This is a genomic window from Klebsiella sp. BIGb0407 (genome assembly GCF_024807845.1).
Taxonomy (GTDB): domain Bacteria; phylum Pseudomonadota; class Gammaproteobacteria; order Enterobacterales; family Enterobacteriaceae; genus JGM124.
Window position 1 is genome coordinate 613,423 of record NZ_JANUEQ010000002.1, and the last position, 17,194, is coordinate 630,616.

Genomic DNA, 17,194 nt, shown 5'->3' on the forward strand with positions numbered 1-17,194 from the left:
TATATGTTGTAGCTGTTTTTTCTCATCCATCAGCTAAGGAATGTCATGCAAACCTATATCAGTAAGAATTTCACCGCCGAGAAGGCCTGGGGAGCAACCGACATCGCAAATTTTGATGGCACTACCGTCAGACTACACTGGACAGATAAGCCCTATAAATGGCATATCAACGATGGCCAGGAAGTTTTTGCCGTGATGGATGGTGAAGTTGAAATGCATTACAAAGAAGCAGGCGAAATTAAGACAGTCCTGTTATCGACCGGTGATATTTTTTATGCCAGCGTCGGAACAGAACATATCGCCCACCCGGTGGGTGCAGCAAGGGTTCTGGTGATTGAGAAAGAAGGTTCTGTTTAAGCTCGGGTAGTGACAAAACAGAGAACAATATATTCCGTGTAGTAAAACTGCACGGAAATGAGACAAGATGTATAGGTTTTAAAGCAGGTTGCTATAGAGCATCTTAAGCGTTTTCCTTAACCAAATAACTCTTGGGTTATGACTGTTACGTTTATGCCAGAGCAATGTAAATGGAACCCTTAATTTATCAGACAGCTCTGGGTCAAGAGGTAATGGACGAGCTACCAGCGGTAGGTTGTGGAGCTGGTTATAGCGCTGACAATAACGCGGTGCTATCGTCAATAATTCATGGTCTGGCTGAGCCGCAATGAAAAGAGATTGCTCAAATCCAGGCATACTCAATGCCAGATGTCGCTGGCGCCCCATTTCTTGCAAAACATAATCCAGAGCCCAACGATCGTTCTGTTCCCAGCAGGTATTAATGTGTGAATAGCGCAGAAATGTCTCCAGATTCCATTCATCACGTAATGCCGGATGATCTTCCCGAAGCCAGACACAAGGCAAATCAGAAAACAGAACTTCATGATCTATCGATAACGGCAGCAAACTGAGTGATTCTCGTGACCGCGGGTGACTTTCTCTCCCCGTCAGTGCAATATCCACTTCCCCGCGAGTTATCGCATCCAGAGAGTCATAATCCCAGTTACGTATTTTTATCACCGCCTGAGGATAACGCTCACGGATCTGCGTTGATAATGAGCCAAACATAATCATTATTAATGATGACTCCGCAGCAATCTCAAAACTGAGACCACTTGGTGCATCATGGTTTACTTTATCAATCAGCTGACTTCCTCTCTGTAACCAATCTGCAAGATCCTTTTCCATACTCACCATCAACGCCGTAGGAGAGATCCCAAGAGGCGTATTTACAAATAAAGGATCATCAAACCAGTCCCTGAGTTTCGAGAGCGATTTACTCATTGCAGAAGGCGTCACATTCATCAGCTTTGCCGCTCTACTCACGCTACGTTCTTGCATCAAAAGCTGTAAACATAACAACAAATTAAGATTGAGGCTGGTAATGGGCTTTTTCATTGTCAGGTAGAGGCCTGTTGTGGGGAAAAAGAAGAATGAGTAAAAGGCTCATAATGCTGCAACCAAGCAAGACGCTAATCAACATATTCAATGATGCAAAACCTGCCATTGCCGAGAATGAGATCCATAATGACGAACCGCAAACCTGAGCAATGCCAAGGATCGAACTCGCTGCTCCTGCACGCCGGGAAAATGGCCCAAGGGACTGGCTTATTGTCACACCAAACCCTAATGGAAACCCTGCACAAAGAATAAATAAACCAACAATAATCATCACTTCAGTCGTGCTGATTATCAGTATCAATCCTGCCGTCAAAAATAATACCTGAGAAGCAATCATTAACGTGCGGGGTTGCAAAATATTTAGAATAAAGGGTGTGGAAAACGACATAATCATACTAATGACAGAGGTTATTACCATAACCAAGGCATATTCACTACGTTCAAAATGCATATTTTCCATGAACAGAACGGGTGAAGTATTCACGAAAGTCAGAATGACAGAAATGCTGAGTGTTGCTATCACCACACGGCTGATAAAAAAGCGAGCAGAAAGAGATTCTGTTTCAGGACCTTCAAAAATGAATGTCACTGATTGTTCCTGTCGGGTTTCCTTCAGGATAAAAACAGACAAAATAAGAACGATGGCCCCCATAGCGGACATAAGACAAAACAGACTTTGCCAGGGAAAATGACGCATCAGTAAGTAACCAAGCACCGGAGCCAGTACCGGTATAATGCAGATGATCCCGTTAAGTAACGATAATACCTTTTCACGACGTTTATCGTTAAGCACATCGCGCATGATGGCATATGCAACGACGTAACAGCACCCGGCACCTAACCCCTGAACAAAACGACCGGTAATAAACGCCGAACCTGACTGAGCAAATACACAAAACGCAGAGGCAAGAATAAAAATCAGCGCCCCGGCAATAGCGATAGGTTTCCGTCCTGACCTGTCGGCACCTTTACCAGCGAAAAACATCGCCAAGGCCATACCCGCCAGATAGAGAGAAAAAGCAAAGTGTAGCTGGGACTCACTGGCATTCAAATCCTGTGCTATCTCAGGAATACCAACAAGATACATATCAATACCCGTGGGATAGAGTAAAACGAGAGCAAAGCTACAAATGAGAAAACGCACAATAATATCTCTGGAAGGGATAAAGAGCGCTAAGGATAAGAGAAGCGTACCTGGAGAGCGAATTGCCATTCAGACAACAGTCTTTTCCTAAAAGGAAAAGACCGAAAAGAGGGAGAGGACAGGAATTACACTCCTTCTGGACTAACTAACTACAGGACACTATACTTTTAAAATCAAATAATAAATGTTTTAAAGTCAATCAGTAACATATGGATTGAGTCGTCTGGAGAGATTTATGGCGAAGCTAGCAGAAAGCTTTTATTTATCTTTTTATATTATGATTAACTTCATCATTACTTACTATGTTGCAGGTATCGAGGCAACACTATGGAGTTCACTGGCAACACTACACAGTTATACGATTTTTAACAAAGCCAGTCAGTATAGAAATATTAAATACTCATTACTCTGTTCAGCATTTATTTTTATCGCATCAGCTTTAGGGTATTATATTGGTGTTGGTTTACTTTTCTTCGTAATTTTATTTATCTCACCCCTGTTTTATTATCAGTTTTACAATATTGACTCCTCACTGGACATGTCGATTAAGTACTCGATGATTTTCTTTATTATCGGGTCAACGCTCAGCAAGTCAGGGTTTGACGGCTATATGATAGGGTTGCTTATAGGTACTCTGGTAACCTTGTTATTTTGTTACGGCTTCAGTTCCCGTAAGAGGATATCATTGTTTCAGATTAAGAAATATTTATCCCTGAAAAAGAACAAAATGGATTTTAACCTGCTAAGCCAGTCAGTTGTCTATGCTGCCGGACTGCTAGCCTGCGTTTTATCATCACGGGCAATAAATGTTGACCATTTCTTCTGGGCGCCATTGACCTTTATTTTCGTATTAAATCCTCAACTAAAAAATATTGTTTCACTCACGCGCGACAGAGTCATCGGCACATTAATTGTTGTTTTAATCTTATACTTCTCGTTTAACGCATCGGCGTTAATGCCTTATATTGGCTTTGGGTTAATCCTTCTGTTTTCATTTCTTATTCCTGTCAGTAATAAGAAGAAAAACAACGTCTTTGGGACAGTTTGCCTTACCGGGCTGGTGTTATCATTAATAGAGATGTCTATTTACTTTAATAACACGAACTACCATTTATTATCTGAACGTATTCTGGAAACATTGATCGGTGGTGTATTTGCCATTATTTCTGGTTACTGTATTAAATTGATTATGAAAGATGATATATTTGAAGAACATAAAACCAACTGAGAATAAGTTGGTTTTATATGGCATTTTTCATTACAGAGATAGTCAGTATTTAGCATACTGGCTATCTCTGTTTCACGATTATGAATTGTTGCTTTCACTGTCAAGTAAAGCTGTTTTAGCCGCGGTAAGAAAACGCTCAGAGATATCATCGCCACGAGTCGCCCTGGATAGCATCAATGCCCCAGCCATCAGTGCAAACTGCATCAGATGCTTATCAGTCATGGCTGAATCTGAGCTGCTGTCTTGTATATTTTTGATATGTTCAGCCATATCTTTGACACCAGAAATATACGTCTTATAAACCGGTTTATCCTGCCCTTTACGTTGTATATCAGTAGCAAGAGCAGCAACGGTGCAACCACTGGCGGGCCTGTCCCGGTGGTCAGGAGACAGATAGCGTTCAACCAATTGTGAAAAATCACCAGGAACCTGTTCTGCAAACACAGCACGACTGTTCTCAAATGCTTGTTCACAGGCGAGCGCTTCCAGCTCATCTTTAGAGCTAAAATGCCCGTAAAATCCTCCATGCGTCAGCCCGGCAGCAGACATAATATCTTTAAGGCTGACGCCATCGAGGCCTCGCTCTCTGAACAATTGAGATGAGATAGCGATAATACTGTTACGGTTAATATCACTTTGCTCTTTGGAAACTCGCCCGGTTCTTGCCATTTTTCCTCTCGCTGCTTATGTATGCTCTGACAAATATCTCGCCTGCTCAGGCTCGTGGTGGTGTGAGCTTAACATATTCAGCACCTGAACCCTGCGCACGAGGTAAAGTCCCCAAAATCTGTTTATGAGGGGTACCAGGGGAAACAGCGCTGACGGTATCAAGCCGGGCTACCTGCGCATCACTGAGTCTGATATCCAGCGCCAGAATCGTTTCGGCTAATTGGTTTGTAGTACGTGAACCAATAATCGGGATCAGCGATGTCTGTAACTGTGCAGACTTGTGACGAAGCCAGGCCATTGCCACCTGTACTGGCAAGATATCCAACTCTTTGGCAATACTGAAAACCTCATCGAGCAACGTTGGATCCTGCTCAGTATGTACCAGTCGACCAGAGAAACCTTTTAGTCGCCCTTCCTGGCTGGTACGGTATTTTCCAGTCAGCATTCCGCCGCCCAGTGGAGACCAGATAGTGGCAGCCAGACCCAGAGCATCAGCCATCGGCAGCAACTCTCTTTCGGCTGTACGTTCAGCCAGGCTGTATTCAACCTGAATACCGGCAATACGCGACCAGCCGCGTAATTCAGCCAGCGTTTCAGCTCGTGCAATTTTCCATGCCGGGAAGTTGGAGAGGCCAGCATACTGTATCTTCCCCGTCCGAATCAGGTCATCAAAAGCCCGGACTATTTCTTCCAGTGGCGTCATTTGGTCATCAAAATGCGCCCATAAAAGCTCAATTCGATCGGTTTTCAAACGTCTCAGACTCTTTTCAACCGAGGCTATCATGTTCCTTCGGCTATTCCCGGTAATGCCAATCCCGGCATCCGGCGATGCGCTCAGGGTGTATTTAGTCGCGATAACAAAATGATCGCGATCGGCGGCAATAAAATCCCCAAGCATCTCTTCAGACTGGCCAAACTGGTAAGCATCTGCTGTATCGATAAAATTTCCGCCGGCATTGGCGTATCCGTCAAATACTGCCCGGGCTTCTTCTTTTTCGGAACCATATCCCCATTGGGTACCAAAATTGCCGGTTCCCAGTGCCAGTTCCGATACGCGTAAACCTGTGTTACGGCCAAATGTGGTGTATCGCATCGTGTTTCTCACTCAGTTTATTTATAAATGACGATTGACATTTATTATATATGTCATACATCATTTAAAAAAACAAGCCCGACTACTTTTGACTAGAGAGAAATAAAAATGACTGACACAACCGCTTCAGTACTGATAACAGGCGCTTCAACTGGTCTGGGTGCCGTGTATGCAGACCGTTTTGCTCAACGCGGACATAACCTTGTTCTTGTTGCCAGGGATGCCATACGCATGGAGGCACTGGCGACACGACTACGGGCGCAGTACCTGGTTGAAGTGGAAGTATTACCCGCTGACCTCTCGCAGGAAACGGGGCTTGATACCGTTGCAAAACGCCTCGAAACTGACACCAGAATTACGATACTGGTGAATAATGCGGGTATGAGTTTGCCGGGAACCTTCACCACGCAAACACCCGCTGATATTGACAGGCTGATAGCCGTTAACCTGGTAGCGGTGACCCGCCTGGCTCGCGCGATTGCTCCGCGACTGGCGAAAGCAGGTACCGGTTCGATTATCAATATCAGTTCAGTGGTCGGCCTGGCCCCAGAATTTGGGCTGGCATTGTACGGAGCGACCAAGGCGTTTGTTCTGTTCCTATCACAAGGATTAAGTCTTGAGCTTGGCCCGCAGGGTGTCTATATCCAGGCCGTATTGCCTGCCGTGACGCGTACTGAAATCTGGGAGCGCTCTGGAAAAGATATCAATACCATGAGTGGTGTAATGGATGCCGGAGAACTGGTTGATGCGGCTCTGAGCGGTTTTGACAGTCGGGAGCCTGTAACCATCCCTCCCCTGCACGAAGAAGCTTTATGGACCCATCATGAACAGTCGCGCCAGGCAATGCTGGGTGAATTTGCTCAGGAACATGCCGCACCACGTTACCGGGTCGAGGCCAAATAAAGCGCTAAAACTCACTGCTTCACCCTGAGGAAAATAGAACGGGAGACCGTGATTATTTGATTAATCCCGTTCTTTATTGCCATATTTATCACATAAATACAGAGGGGAAATGACCCGTTCGATATTATCAGCTATATCTTAGGACTGATACTTAGTAAGGAGACTGATTTAATGATAAAAAAACAAAATATCGCTTTGGCCTTTTTATTCTGCGTGTCATTCAACTCTTACTCTTATGATATTAAACGTGTAGAAATCGCCAGTGATAATATCGATAAAAAATTACATGCAACAGTAGTCCTGCCAGACAGCTACGCTAAAGAGAATAAGAACTATTCTACGGTATATTTGCTTCATGGCTGGAGCGGCGATGACAAGGATTGGACTAAAAAAAGCCAGGTCGCTACCCTTGCCGATGACTATCAGCTGATTATCGTGATGCCGGATGGTGACTATGATAAGTGGTATATAAACAGCCCGGTACTCGCCAAAAGTAACTATGAAAAATATATTGGCAGCGATGTTCCGTCATTCATTGATAAGAACTTCAGGACCATTGCAGCCAAAGATGGCCGTGCCATTACCGGTCTGAGCATGGGCGGCTTTGGTGCGCTCAATATCGTCTTAAATTATCCTGATACTTTTGGTGCAGCGGGAAGCATGAGCGGTGGCGTAGATCCCCGTGACTACCCTAAAAACTGGGGGCTAAAAAAAGTCTTCGGGGACCCTGTCGATAATGCAAAATTCTGGAATGAAAAAGCAATTATCAATAATGCCCACGAGTTTATTAGTCTGAATATACCCATTTTCATTGAGTGTGGCGTGGATGACTTCTTTATTGAACCTAATAGAAAACTTCATCAACGCTTACTCGATTTAAGAATAAAGCATACTTACCAGGAAGGCCCTGGCGGCCATACGTGGGATTACTGGGATAATGCCGTAAAATATCAGCTGCTGTTTATGAAGAACGCGCTAGAAAAAGAACAGGCTAAAAATAAAGTCTGACGGTGATGATAGTGACAGATTGGTGCGTCTCGTTTCATCACAATGAAACAAGACGCACGGCTAACAACCCGTATCGGTAAAGCTATTTCGTGCTAAGGGCAAGTTTAGCCGCAAAGCATAAAAATAAGCCCCCTGTTGCTCTGTCCATAAAGCGAACTACGCTGCTTTTCTTTAATACCGCGGATGCAAAATGCGTGGATAAAATAAGCGTGAGCGACCATATTGTGCCGATAGCCACATGAATACTGACCAGTATAAATGTCCATATTAAAGGGGAGTGCCCGGCAGGTATAAACTGGGGTAAGAAAGAGACATAAAAAATCCCCATTTTAGGGTTCAATACGTTTCCAAGCATCCCTCTGACAAACCAGTTTTCCTGTGAAGATGTTTTGTTATCGTTATAGCTGAAAGAGGATCTCGGGCGCATCAGCAGCGTTATGCCCAGCCAGCACAGATAGGCCGCACCACAGATTTTCAGTACGGTATAAGCGACTTCTGAGACGGCCAGCAACGCCCCCAAGCCGAGCGCAACCAGCGCTCCCCAGATGAAACAGCCAGTATCAATTCCAAGAGCCGCCTGAAAAGCTTTTTTACCGCCCTCCGCACAGGCAGTTCGAAGGATCAGCGCGGTATCAAGACCAGGAGTGAGAGTCAGTAAGAGAGCAGCGAAGGAGAAAGCAAGAAGTGAATCGGTAACAGACATTTTCTTTATCCGAAAGAGTGGATGCTATTCACTTGTCGCTTCCCAATCAATCTATTTTTTAGCATTCTGATAGATTAAGTCGCTACACATGAAGGCTCCTTGAAACGCTCAGGAAAGCTATCCCCTAATTCAGAGAGGAATCATGACACATCCCGAAAAGAACCGTGTTGTATTGCTTGCAGGAGCCACAGGGCTCGTAGGCGGACAGATATTACAGCTCCTGCTCAATGACCCGGAAGTAACCGCGATTCATGCTCTGAGCCGCAGGCCACTCAGAGTCAGTCATCAGAAGCTACAAGTCCATTTGGTCGATTTTACTTCATTGCCACCGCTTCCTCATGCGGATGAGCTCTATCTTGCCCTGGGGACAACAATAAAAGTCGCGGGTAGCAAAGAGGCTTTCCGCGCGGTGGATTTTGATGCCAATCTGGCCGTTGCACGGGCAGCTGTTTCAGCTGGAGTGAGCCGTATAGGACTGGTCAGCGCTGGCGGAGCGAATGCGAAATCGTCCGTATTTTACACCCGGGTTAAAGGTGAACTGGAAGAAGCACTCAAAGCGTTGACTTATACTACTCTGGTCATTGCGCAGCCTTCTATACTGCTTGACTACCGTCGTGGGCTCGGGCAACCCATACGCTTTGGTGAGATAATTTCAATTCCCCTGGCTAAACTGCTCGCCCCTGTTCTTCCGGCAGCTTACAAACCTGTCAAACCTCTGGCGGTTGCTCGTGCGCTGGTGAAAAGTGTACCTGCCGCAGAAGGGGTTGTCGTTCTGATTTCAGAGCAGTTAGTCAGGATGGGGAAGATTGCAGTGGTGAATCAGAAAATGTCCAATCGAGTCGATTAAACTGGGAGCTAATGGGAGCGAGGGTTCCGCGTATGAAGCAATATTTGCCTTGGGATCGTTCGAAGTCACCTCTTTCATCACATGGTTCATATTGGGCAATATAATCAAGGACGCTTGAGGATTTGCGGCTTTAAGCTGCCTTGCATCTGCTTCTGATACCTGGAGATCGCGCTGCCCTTGCAGCACTAACACCGGTTTGGAAATAGTTGAAATCAGCTGACTCGGGTTATATGAAAATGCATCGATCAAAAATCCCTGAACGGCAGGGTGAAAGAGACTTTGCAGTGCCGGATGTATATTCGTTGTATCGACTCGCCGCCGATGCTCCAGCGCATCAATTACCGGCAATGCCTCCTTTAATAACGGTGCGTTTGCCGGATTAGCTTTCAGCTGTTCCCTTAACACCTCGCCCATCGGCCTGGCGGGCGTTGCAATAAGAACCACCCCGCACACATCCTCTTCTTGAGCCGAGACCAGCGCTACAACACCGCCTTCACTGTGCCCCAAAACCCAAATACAGGGAGTTTGCACCTCACGTCTAAGTACTTTTACCCAGGCCCGAACGTCGTCAACATAGTCAGTAATCGTCACCGCATTGGCATCCTTGACAGCCATTGTGCTGGCAAACATTCCACGCTTGTCGATACGAAGCGTTGCAAAGCCTTTGGCAGCCAGGCCTTCAGCCAGCAGCCGGTAAGACGAGGCATTCACGCCCAGCGGGTTGTTTCCATCCCGATCGGTAGGTCCGGAGCCTGGGGCGATAAGGACAGCTGCGATTGGTTTTGAATTTGGGGTGAGTAACGTGCCTTTCAAAGGGCCTTTTGGCCCGGGAGCCTCCAGCAAGGTTTCGGAAAAGGTCACAGACATTGACGCCAGACTGACAAATGGACATGCGCTCAAAAGAGCTACAGAGGCTATAAGATTCACCAATTAGACTCCTGTAAAACTAAGCTTACCAGTCAATCTATATGATAAATATGGCCTGCCCTCCACACAACAGACGATTCAGTTACATAGCAATCGAGGAGACCTTTTAAGGCCTCCTCGATTAGTCAATTAGTTATCTAACAGACCTAACTGCTTCATAAACGTATAGTCATCATAGAACAACCATTCTTCGTCCATGGTACCCTCTGGGTTCCAGCGTCCGATAGTTGCCATTTCGATTTCAAAACGCTTGCCAGTAGGCTGGATCACTTTACCGTTAGAGAGAGTCATCGGCTCAGTGAATGTACCTCTCCAGACACCTGTCACCGCGGTATAGTTGCCCTGACCGATACGAATATGGTGAATAGGGTTTTCAGTATCCGGGGCAAATGCAAATATTTTCTTTGATCTTTCCAGATGCTCTTCGAGCCCATTAGTCACAGTGCCATCAGGATAGTGAACAATAATATCCTGAGCATGACTCTTATGCATTTCATCCCATTTTTGATGGCTATAGATATTGAAGTCTAAATCATCAAAATTACGAAGATTCTTTTCAACAGTTTCACGTTCTTTTTTGAATTCACTCAATGACTTATTGATTCGCTCTTCTGATTTAGCATCAGACATTGAAGAGAAATCATCGGGTTTATTCTCTGCAGATACAGAAGAAAAACTCACAAGAAATAATGCTGAAAGACTCGCTGAAATAATTGTGTTTTTAATATTCATAATATTTTTCATAATAATCACTTAATAGCAATTAAGTATTAAGTGATATGTAAGATATCATAAGATACAGTTACGCCCTTTAATAAAAAGGAGTATATATTATCTATCATCAATAATTTTATTTATCTTCACGAGATTACACTTATCATTAAATATAGAAAGGATCTATATCTCAGATAGAAACCACATGTAAATAATTGCTTTTCATAGACTGTATATTATGGATTTTAATTAATATCAGATCAGATACTATTTATAAAGCTTAGCCTGGAAAGAAATATTATCCTGGCCTTGATGGCTAACGGAAGTGACATGATAATAATCAGCGCCCTTAGAGTCAGCAATTTTAGAGAGTTTATTAGTACAAGACAGAGACGTACGGCCAGAGGTGGATATTTCACCAACATAGGCTAAACCATTTACTTCTGAGCCTGCAATTTCAGTAGCGGCAAAGCTTGCATTTGACAGCATTAATACTGACAGAGCAGCAGGGATTAATAACTTTTTCATTATTTAATTTCCTTATTTAGTTGTGTGTAATAAACGCCGCCATAGTAATCTCTCATGAAATAAATTAGTATCAAGTTTATGTAATCTTTTGTCTGTAGCGCATTTACAATGCGAAAATACGAATATTTAGTTAATAAATATCAATTGGTTGTATTTTTTACATCAAACATTTAAAAATCATTGGAAACCATTGGAAATATAAATATATTCATCAGTTAAATATTTTAAATGCAGCCTTTAATATTTTTGAAAGCTAGAGATTATATTTTAGAAAGAAATTAAGATGTAAATTTATTTTTAATGATCATAATCAAAGAAAAATAATTTCCATATAAAAAAGCCAGATATATATAGCATGCTAATTTTTCATGGGGTAATTAATACGATCTATATAAAATTCAGGGAAATTTCTTATATCAAATGACCGAGTCCGCCTTGCAGTAGGTTATTATTTCTGTCTAGTGGATTTATCTTATTTATAGAGACAATACTATATTTTTATAAGGAAAATAAATAGAGGTAATGGAGAGGAAATGAATCTTGCCCCACGGGCAGAATCACAACCAAGAGATGCACGGAACAACAAGCGACCTACGGGAAATCTGAAATGGAAGTCGTAGCGGTTGCCACATTTAAGTATCTACGGAATGGAACAGCCGTTGGTGCGCCTCTGTTGAGACACACCAACGTATTGTTTTTGGATGAGTTGAAGCTGACCGTTAAGGCGGCTTCGTTCAACTATACGTCAGGCACCTACAGCGCTGAAGTTGTCTTGTGTCGCAAACTGTACCTCACTCAGCAGCGCTTTTAACATAGCTGTCCTGACACTGAGAGCATTTATGCCAACAGAGATAGTTTGCTGGTAACTAAAACGGGCCTGCTGACATCATCACTGAGTTACAGACAGAGTCTGTAACTCATATCTCCAATATCTTTTCATTATCTTTGGTTTTTATCATCAGTGATAAGTCTTCAAATACTCCACTATAATATGTCTAGATTAATGGTAATAAAAACATATCAATATCTCAGACATAAAGAACAAAAAAAAATAAAAATAATTTTCATTATTAGATTATTCTAGTTTTAAAAAATAAAAAAACAAAGAGAAAAAACATAGAACATCAAGAGGATACAATAAAATCGGTGGCACCGTGATACATCAAAAACACTCTATATTATAATGTTCTTGTTTTTGGTAATAATCTTGAGTTTTTATATCATTTTACATTGTATATTAAAAATATTTTTCATTAAAAAAATAACCATTTATCTAGACAAAAATAAAATTAAGATAAATTGATTTTTTTGATCTTGATCTCAAAAAAAATCATAACAAAAAAACATTTTATCCTTTTTTAACAACAGGTTATGAAAAGAAATCAAATAACAGATAATGAAATGATAATTTTTATTGAATAATATTATTGCCTAATTTTTTAATTGTGATTAAATAGTTTTGCACACATACAAAGATACTATCCAATTAATTTCAATCGGTTCTCCCTTAAACTTAAGGAGGCTATGTATGAAGATTATATTTGTGGTATTCATTTCTCTCATGCTTATTGCATGCAAAGGAATTTATTTAAATGAACCTCGTACTGAATATATTAACATAATCCAAACAGATTAATCTTATTTAAACCAACCACTAAATTTTAAATATAACAACAAAATGGATAATTAATAGAAGTGGTATCTCACCATTTATCACAGATCAATTCTGAGTAGCGGGGAAATAATTATTGTATTCTTTAGGTGACCTCAAAGAATATATAATGCTCTTTTATACTGGAGCAAGAAAGACTGATGCTGTAAAGAGGTTACTAACTATTACCAACAAGAACAAAGATAGATCAATAATCCATTCTGGATAATGCACCGCAAGGCAAGATAACCAATAGTACTTATCAAAATAACCACATGTTAACGAGGTATCATATGGATAATAATAATTCAACTCCTTTAAATGCTGGCAATATGTCTGAGGCAATCGAGGATATTCGCCGGATGTTCGTTGATGAAACCCAGGTAAAGCGTATCGTTGCCCAAGATCAAACACCGGCAAAACGCGCAGCCTTTGCAAAAACACATGGCATTGTTAATGGTGTATTACAAATTAATGATGATATTGATGCTGAATATCAAGTTGGAATATTTCAACCTGGCAAGAGCTATACTGTTTGGGTTCGTTATTCAAGTGACACGGCACAAACTGCCCCTGATTTCGAAACTACCGTGGGAATTGGCATTAAGGTATTTAATGTTCCTGGTAAGAAAGTTTTAGAGGAAGAGCCTGACGGTACAACAGTCGATCTTATCTTGCAAAATACCGCCGTTTTTTTTGCCGCTGATGCGATAGAAATGTCTGACTTTAAAGCTGCTGCAATGAGCGGTAATTTAGAAGAGTTTCTAAAAACTCATCCAGAATCAGCAGAAATTTTAGAAAGCATGGAAAAAGAGGTTCCCAGTCTTTTAACAGAAAAGTATTGGAGTTGTATTCCATATAAATTCGGAGATGAATATTGCAAGTATATTATTGAATTCCAAACTGCCAGTAATCCTAGTTCTAGTATTAATGTAAAAAATAATAACTATCTCGCTCAAGATTTATCAGAAAGGCTGATGAATGGAAATGCTATTCTTAATTTTTACATTCAAAAACGTAATAACCCTGAAAATCAATCTATTATTAGCGCTCGTAGTTTATGGGATGAAAAAGAAGCTAAACCAGTGAGAGTAGCAACCCTCACATTGTATCAGCAAAATATTCAAACACGTAAGCAGTTCGCTTATGGAGAATCATTGGCATTCAATATTTTTAGAACCTTACCTGAAATGGAGCCTGTTGGTAGCATCGCTGAAGCCAGAAAAGTTGTATATCAAAGCTCAGCAATGGTTCGTCGTAATGTCAATGGTGAAACTATCGGAGAACCCGTACAACCTCGATCGACTCGTTTTTTACATCATAACTCATTTACACCGACACTAAATAACCCTTGGCCTCCAGGGAAGATATTGGATACAGGTACAGATGTAGACAATGTTAAATATGACTTAATAGAAGATTTCTCGAGTAAAGGAGAAAATAAAATAGCAAGAGGTGGGAATGGTTCTTACAATAATGTTACTGTCAGTGGCCGTGACATAGAAACTGATACATTTATTTTTATTGGATTTAACAAAAATATAGGAAGCACATCAATAAATGGAGGTATCTTTTATGAAAATACAGCTTCATCATCAGGTGCTGTTCGTCTTGTTTTTGAACCCAAGTCGATTCAACAAGTCTCTTTTGATTTAATCTTATCAGGCTCTTTATCTATAGATGTTAGAGAAACAAGAGAGAATCAGAGCTCCGAGTTTAATTTAGAGACATCTAATTATTCAGGTAATAATGAAACCGTCATATTAAAAAACATTTCTCCATTTACTGTTTTATCATTCAACTTCACTCAACAAACCGTAGCCTTTGCAATAAAGAATTTGAAGATGAAATTTTCAAACTGATATTTAATCAAGGTGTGTTTTTTGTCGTTCCCCTACAAAGGCACATTATATTAATATGTTTACTTCTATACATTTAAAATACAATGACATTGAAGCAACCATAAAAACACACCTCCATGAAATTTAACACCTGACATCTTAGTTTTTATTAAAAGAAAATTAACACTACACCCTATAAAATAGATTTTTATATCCATGTAGATTCAATATCATTTTTAGATGGTTTTTTATTTCAAGAGAAAATTTAGTCCTTGGCCTGCTAATAAAATGAGGATAGTTTTTTGTTTCCATACCGACAGCACATAGCTGTTTACTTTAATATATTGATACTTTATTTATATTGTTAATCTCTAATGGTATTGCCACATATTTTTATTGCCTGTTATATTTAATTTCATAAGAAATAAGGGAGTATATGAAAAAAACTCATTTTACTGAAGAGCAAATAGTAAGTGTTTTAAAATTAGTGAGTTCAGGTATGAAAGTTAATGATATCTGTGAACAACATGGGATTTGTAATGCTACCTACTACAATTGGAAATCTAAATATGGAGATCTGTCTATTAACAGCATTAATAAACTTAAGAAGATCGAGGCTGAAAATATTCGTCTAAAAAAAATGCTAACTGAGATGAGCATTGAGAATAATGCAATGAAGGCGATATTCGAAAAAAAAAGTTGTTGATTTCTGAAAGAAAATCTTACGCTATCTTATTAGTAGAGTTTGGCCTATCTGTTATTACAGCATGTAGTATAATGTCATTATCACGAGCGACTTTTTATCGTAAAAGCAAAAACTGGCATGAAAAAGATAAAGAAATTATGGAGGCTATTCAATCAGTTCTTATTACATATCCCAATGCAGGATTTTGGATGTGTTATAAACAAATAAGATTAAAAGGATATCTATTCAATAACAAGCGTGTTTACCGAGTCTATCTTAAACTTGGTTTAAACTTAAGGAATAAACATGCCAGGACAGCCTGATGCAAACCACATATTTTTCATTAGAAATGAAAAAAAGTTAATGTGACATTTTTATGCTGGCATGTCTTTAGATATATATATAACTATAATTCAATGAATAAAAAACTAGTGATATACAGTTTTTAATAGGGTGTAATATGAAAAATCATAAATCAACTCCTTTAAATGCTGGCAATATGTCTGAGGCAATCGAGGATATTCGCCGGATGTTCGTTGATGAAACGCAGGTAAAGCGTATCGTTGCCCAAGATCAAACACCGGCAAAACGCGCAGCCTTTGCAAAAACACATGGTATTGTTAACGGTATATTACAAATTAATGATGACATTGGTACTGAATATCAAATTGGAATATTTAAACCAGCCAAGAGCTATACCGTTTGGGCTCGTTATTCAAGTGACACGGCACAAACTGATCCTGATTTTGAAACCACCGTGGGAATGGGTATTAAGGTATTCAATGTTTCTGGTAAGAAAGTTTTAGAAGAGGAGCCCGATGGTAAAACAGTCGATTTTATTTTGCAAAACACCCCCGTTTTTTTTGCTGCTGATGCAATAGAAATGTCTGACTTTAAAGCTGCTGCAATGAGCGGTAATTTAGAGGCGTTTCGAAAAGCGCATCCAGAGTCAGCCGAGATCTTAGACAGCATGGAAAAAGAGGTTCCCAGCCTTTTAACAGAAAAATATTGGAGTTGTATTCCATATAAATTTGGAGATGAATATTGCAAGTATATTATAGAATATCAAGCTGCTAGCGATCCTAGCACTACTATCAATATAAGAAATAATGACTATCTCGCTCAAGACTTATCAGAAAGGCTGATGAATGGAAATGCCATTCTTAATTTTTACATTCAAAAACGTAATAATCCTGAAAATCAATCGATTATTAGCGCTCGTAGTTTATGGGATGAAAAAGAAGCTAAACCAGTGAAAGTAGCAACCCTCACATTATATCGGCAAAATATTCAAACACGTAAGCAGTTCGCTTATGGAGAGTCATTAGCATTCAATATTTTTAGAACCTTACCTGAAATGGAGCCTGTTGGTAGCATCGCTGAAGCCAGAAAAGTTGTATATCAAAGCTCAGCAATGGTTCGTCGTAATGTCAATGGTGAAAGTATCGGAGAACCCGTACAGCCTCGATCGACCCGCTTCTTACATTATAACTTAAACAACGATGGCAGTACCGGTGGTAATACTGGCGGCAATACTGGCGGTGATACCGGCGGGAATACTGGCGGCAATACCGGCGGTGATACTGGCGGCAATACCGGCGGCAATACTGGCGGCAATACCGGAGGCAATACCGGAGGCAATACCGGCGGTGATACTGGTGGCAATACCGGCGGCAATACCGGCGGTGATACTGGCGGCAATACCGGAGGCAATACCGGCGGTGATACTGGCGGCAATACCGGAGGCAATACCGGCGGTGATACTGGCGGCAATACCGGCGGCAATACCGGCGGCAATACCGGCGGCAATACCGGAGGCAATACCGGCGGCAATACCGGCGGCAATACCGGAGGC

Annotated in this window: 16 protein-coding genes; 8 read left to right on the forward strand and 8 right to left on the reverse strand. The window is 41.1% G+C overall.

Annotation, left to right across the window (positions count from 1 at the left end; genetic code table 11):
• Positions 1-45 precede the first annotated feature (45 nt).
• Positions 46-357, forward strand: coding sequence for a cupin domain-containing protein (locus M2387_RS09975; protein WP_259048997.1), 312 nt, complete (start codon positions 46-48; stop codon positions 355-357).
• A gap of 78 nt (positions 358-435) precedes the next feature.
• Here the strand turns inward: M2387_RS09975 and yidZ are convergent, their stop codons facing one another.
• Both yidZ and M2387_RS09985 read right to left on the reverse strand, forming a co-directional pair.
• Positions 436-1,395 carry an HTH-type transcriptional regulator YidZ gene (gene yidZ, locus M2387_RS09980; protein ID WP_259048998.1) on the reverse strand — a complete coding sequence of 320 codons (960 nt, stop codon included), beginning with the start codon at positions 1,393-1,395 and terminating at the stop codon, positions 436-438.
• Complete coding sequence (locus M2387_RS09985) at positions 1,364-2,545, reverse strand: MFS transporter (RefSeq protein WP_259049040.1); 1,182 nt, start codon at positions 2,543-2,545, stop codon at positions 1,364-1,366. The genes yidZ and M2387_RS09985 overlap by 32 nt, the downstream gene beginning before the upstream one ends.
• 232 nt (positions 2,546-2,777) lie before the next feature.
• Here M2387_RS09985 and M2387_RS09990 point away from each other — a divergent pair, with 232 nt between their 5' ends.
• The gene (locus M2387_RS09990; RefSeq protein WP_259048999.1) at positions 2,778-3,770 is read left to right on the forward strand and encodes an FUSC family protein; all 993 of its coding nucleotides are present in this window, start codon (positions 2,778-2,780) and stop codon (positions 3,768-3,770) included.
• 78 nt (positions 3,771-3,848) lie between these two features.
• Here M2387_RS09990 and M2387_RS09995 read toward each other — a convergent pair whose 3' ends face one another.
• Both M2387_RS09995 and M2387_RS10000 read right to left on the reverse strand, forming a co-directional pair.
• On the reverse strand, positions 3,849-4,439 hold the full coding sequence (locus tag M2387_RS09995) for a TetR/AcrR family transcriptional regulator (protein ID WP_259049000.1): 591 nt from the start codon (positions 4,437-4,439) through the stop codon (positions 3,849-3,851).
• 46 nt (positions 4,440-4,485) lie between these two features.
• Positions 4,486-5,532 (reverse strand): aldo/keto reductase, encoded by a 1,047-nt coding sequence (locus M2387_RS10000; protein WP_259049001.1) that lies wholly within the window; start codon positions 5,530-5,532, stop codon positions 4,486-4,488.
• Positions 5,533-5,640: 108 nt separating this feature from the next.
• On the opposite strand from M2387_RS10000, the gene M2387_RS10005 reads away from it, so the two are divergent.
• Both M2387_RS10005 and M2387_RS10010 read left to right on the forward strand, forming a co-directional pair.
• The gene (locus tag M2387_RS10005) at positions 5,641-6,435 is read left to right on the forward strand and encodes an SDR family NAD(P)-dependent oxidoreductase (RefSeq protein WP_259049002.1); all 795 of its coding nucleotides are present in this window, start codon (positions 5,641-5,643) and stop codon (positions 6,433-6,435) included.
• A 171-nt stretch (positions 6,436-6,606) separates the two neighbouring features.
• Entirely contained in the window at positions 6,607-7,443 is an 837-nt protein-coding gene (locus M2387_RS10010; RefSeq protein ID WP_259049003.1) for an alpha/beta hydrolase, read from the forward strand.
• 82 nt (positions 7,444-7,525) lie between these two features.
• Here M2387_RS10010 and M2387_RS10015 read toward each other — a convergent pair whose 3' ends face one another.
• Positions 7,526-8,146 (reverse strand): LysE family translocator, encoded by a 621-nt coding sequence (locus M2387_RS10015; RefSeq protein WP_259049004.1) that lies wholly within the window; start codon positions 8,144-8,146, stop codon positions 7,526-7,528.
• 142 nt (positions 8,147-8,288) lie between these two features.
• On the opposite strand from M2387_RS10015, the gene M2387_RS10020 reads away from it, so the two are divergent.
• Positions 8,289-8,993 (forward strand): NAD(P)H-binding protein, encoded by a 705-nt coding sequence (locus tag M2387_RS10020; protein WP_259049005.1) that lies wholly within the window; start codon positions 8,289-8,291, stop codon positions 8,991-8,993.
• Here the strand turns inward: M2387_RS10020 and M2387_RS10025 are convergent.
• The 3 genes from M2387_RS10025 to M2387_RS10035 all read right to left on the reverse strand — a co-directional run bounded on the left by M2387_RS10025 (position 8,934) and on the right by M2387_RS10035 (position 11,162).
• Complete coding sequence (locus M2387_RS10025) at positions 8,934-9,920, reverse strand: alpha/beta hydrolase (protein WP_259049006.1); 987 nt, start codon at positions 9,918-9,920, stop codon at positions 8,934-8,936. The two genes, M2387_RS10020 and M2387_RS10025, sit on opposite strands and share 60 nt — an antisense overlap.
• 129 nt (positions 9,921-10,049) lie before the next feature.
• Positions 10,050-10,652 (reverse strand): ester cyclase, encoded by a 603-nt coding sequence (locus M2387_RS10030; RefSeq protein ID WP_259049007.1) that lies wholly within the window; start codon positions 10,650-10,652, stop codon positions 10,050-10,052.
• 249 nt (positions 10,653-10,901) lie between these two features.
• The gene (locus M2387_RS10035) at positions 10,902-11,162 is read right to left on the reverse strand and encodes a YdgH/BhsA/McbA family protein (RefSeq protein WP_259049008.1); all 261 of its coding nucleotides are present in this window, start codon (positions 11,160-11,162) and stop codon (positions 10,902-10,904) included.
• Between the two features lie 1,944 nt (positions 11,163-13,106).
• On the opposite strand from M2387_RS10035, the gene M2387_RS10040 reads away from it, so the two are divergent.
• The 3 genes from M2387_RS10040 to M2387_RS10050 form a co-directional block, all read left to right on the forward strand.
• Positions 13,107-14,675 (forward strand): catalase family protein, encoded by a 1,569-nt coding sequence (locus tag M2387_RS10040; RefSeq protein WP_259049009.1) that lies wholly within the window; start codon positions 13,107-13,109, stop codon positions 14,673-14,675.
• A 415-nt stretch (positions 14,676-15,090) separates the two neighbouring features.
• Positions 15,091-15,360 (forward strand): transposase, encoded by a 270-nt coding sequence (locus tag M2387_RS10045; protein WP_259049010.1) that lies wholly within the window; start codon positions 15,091-15,093, stop codon positions 15,358-15,360.
• A gap of 439 nt (positions 15,361-15,799) precedes the next feature.
• On the forward strand, positions 15,800-17,194 hold a 1,395-nt coding region (locus M2387_RS10050; protein ID WP_259049011.1), incomplete at its 3' end, for a catalase family protein.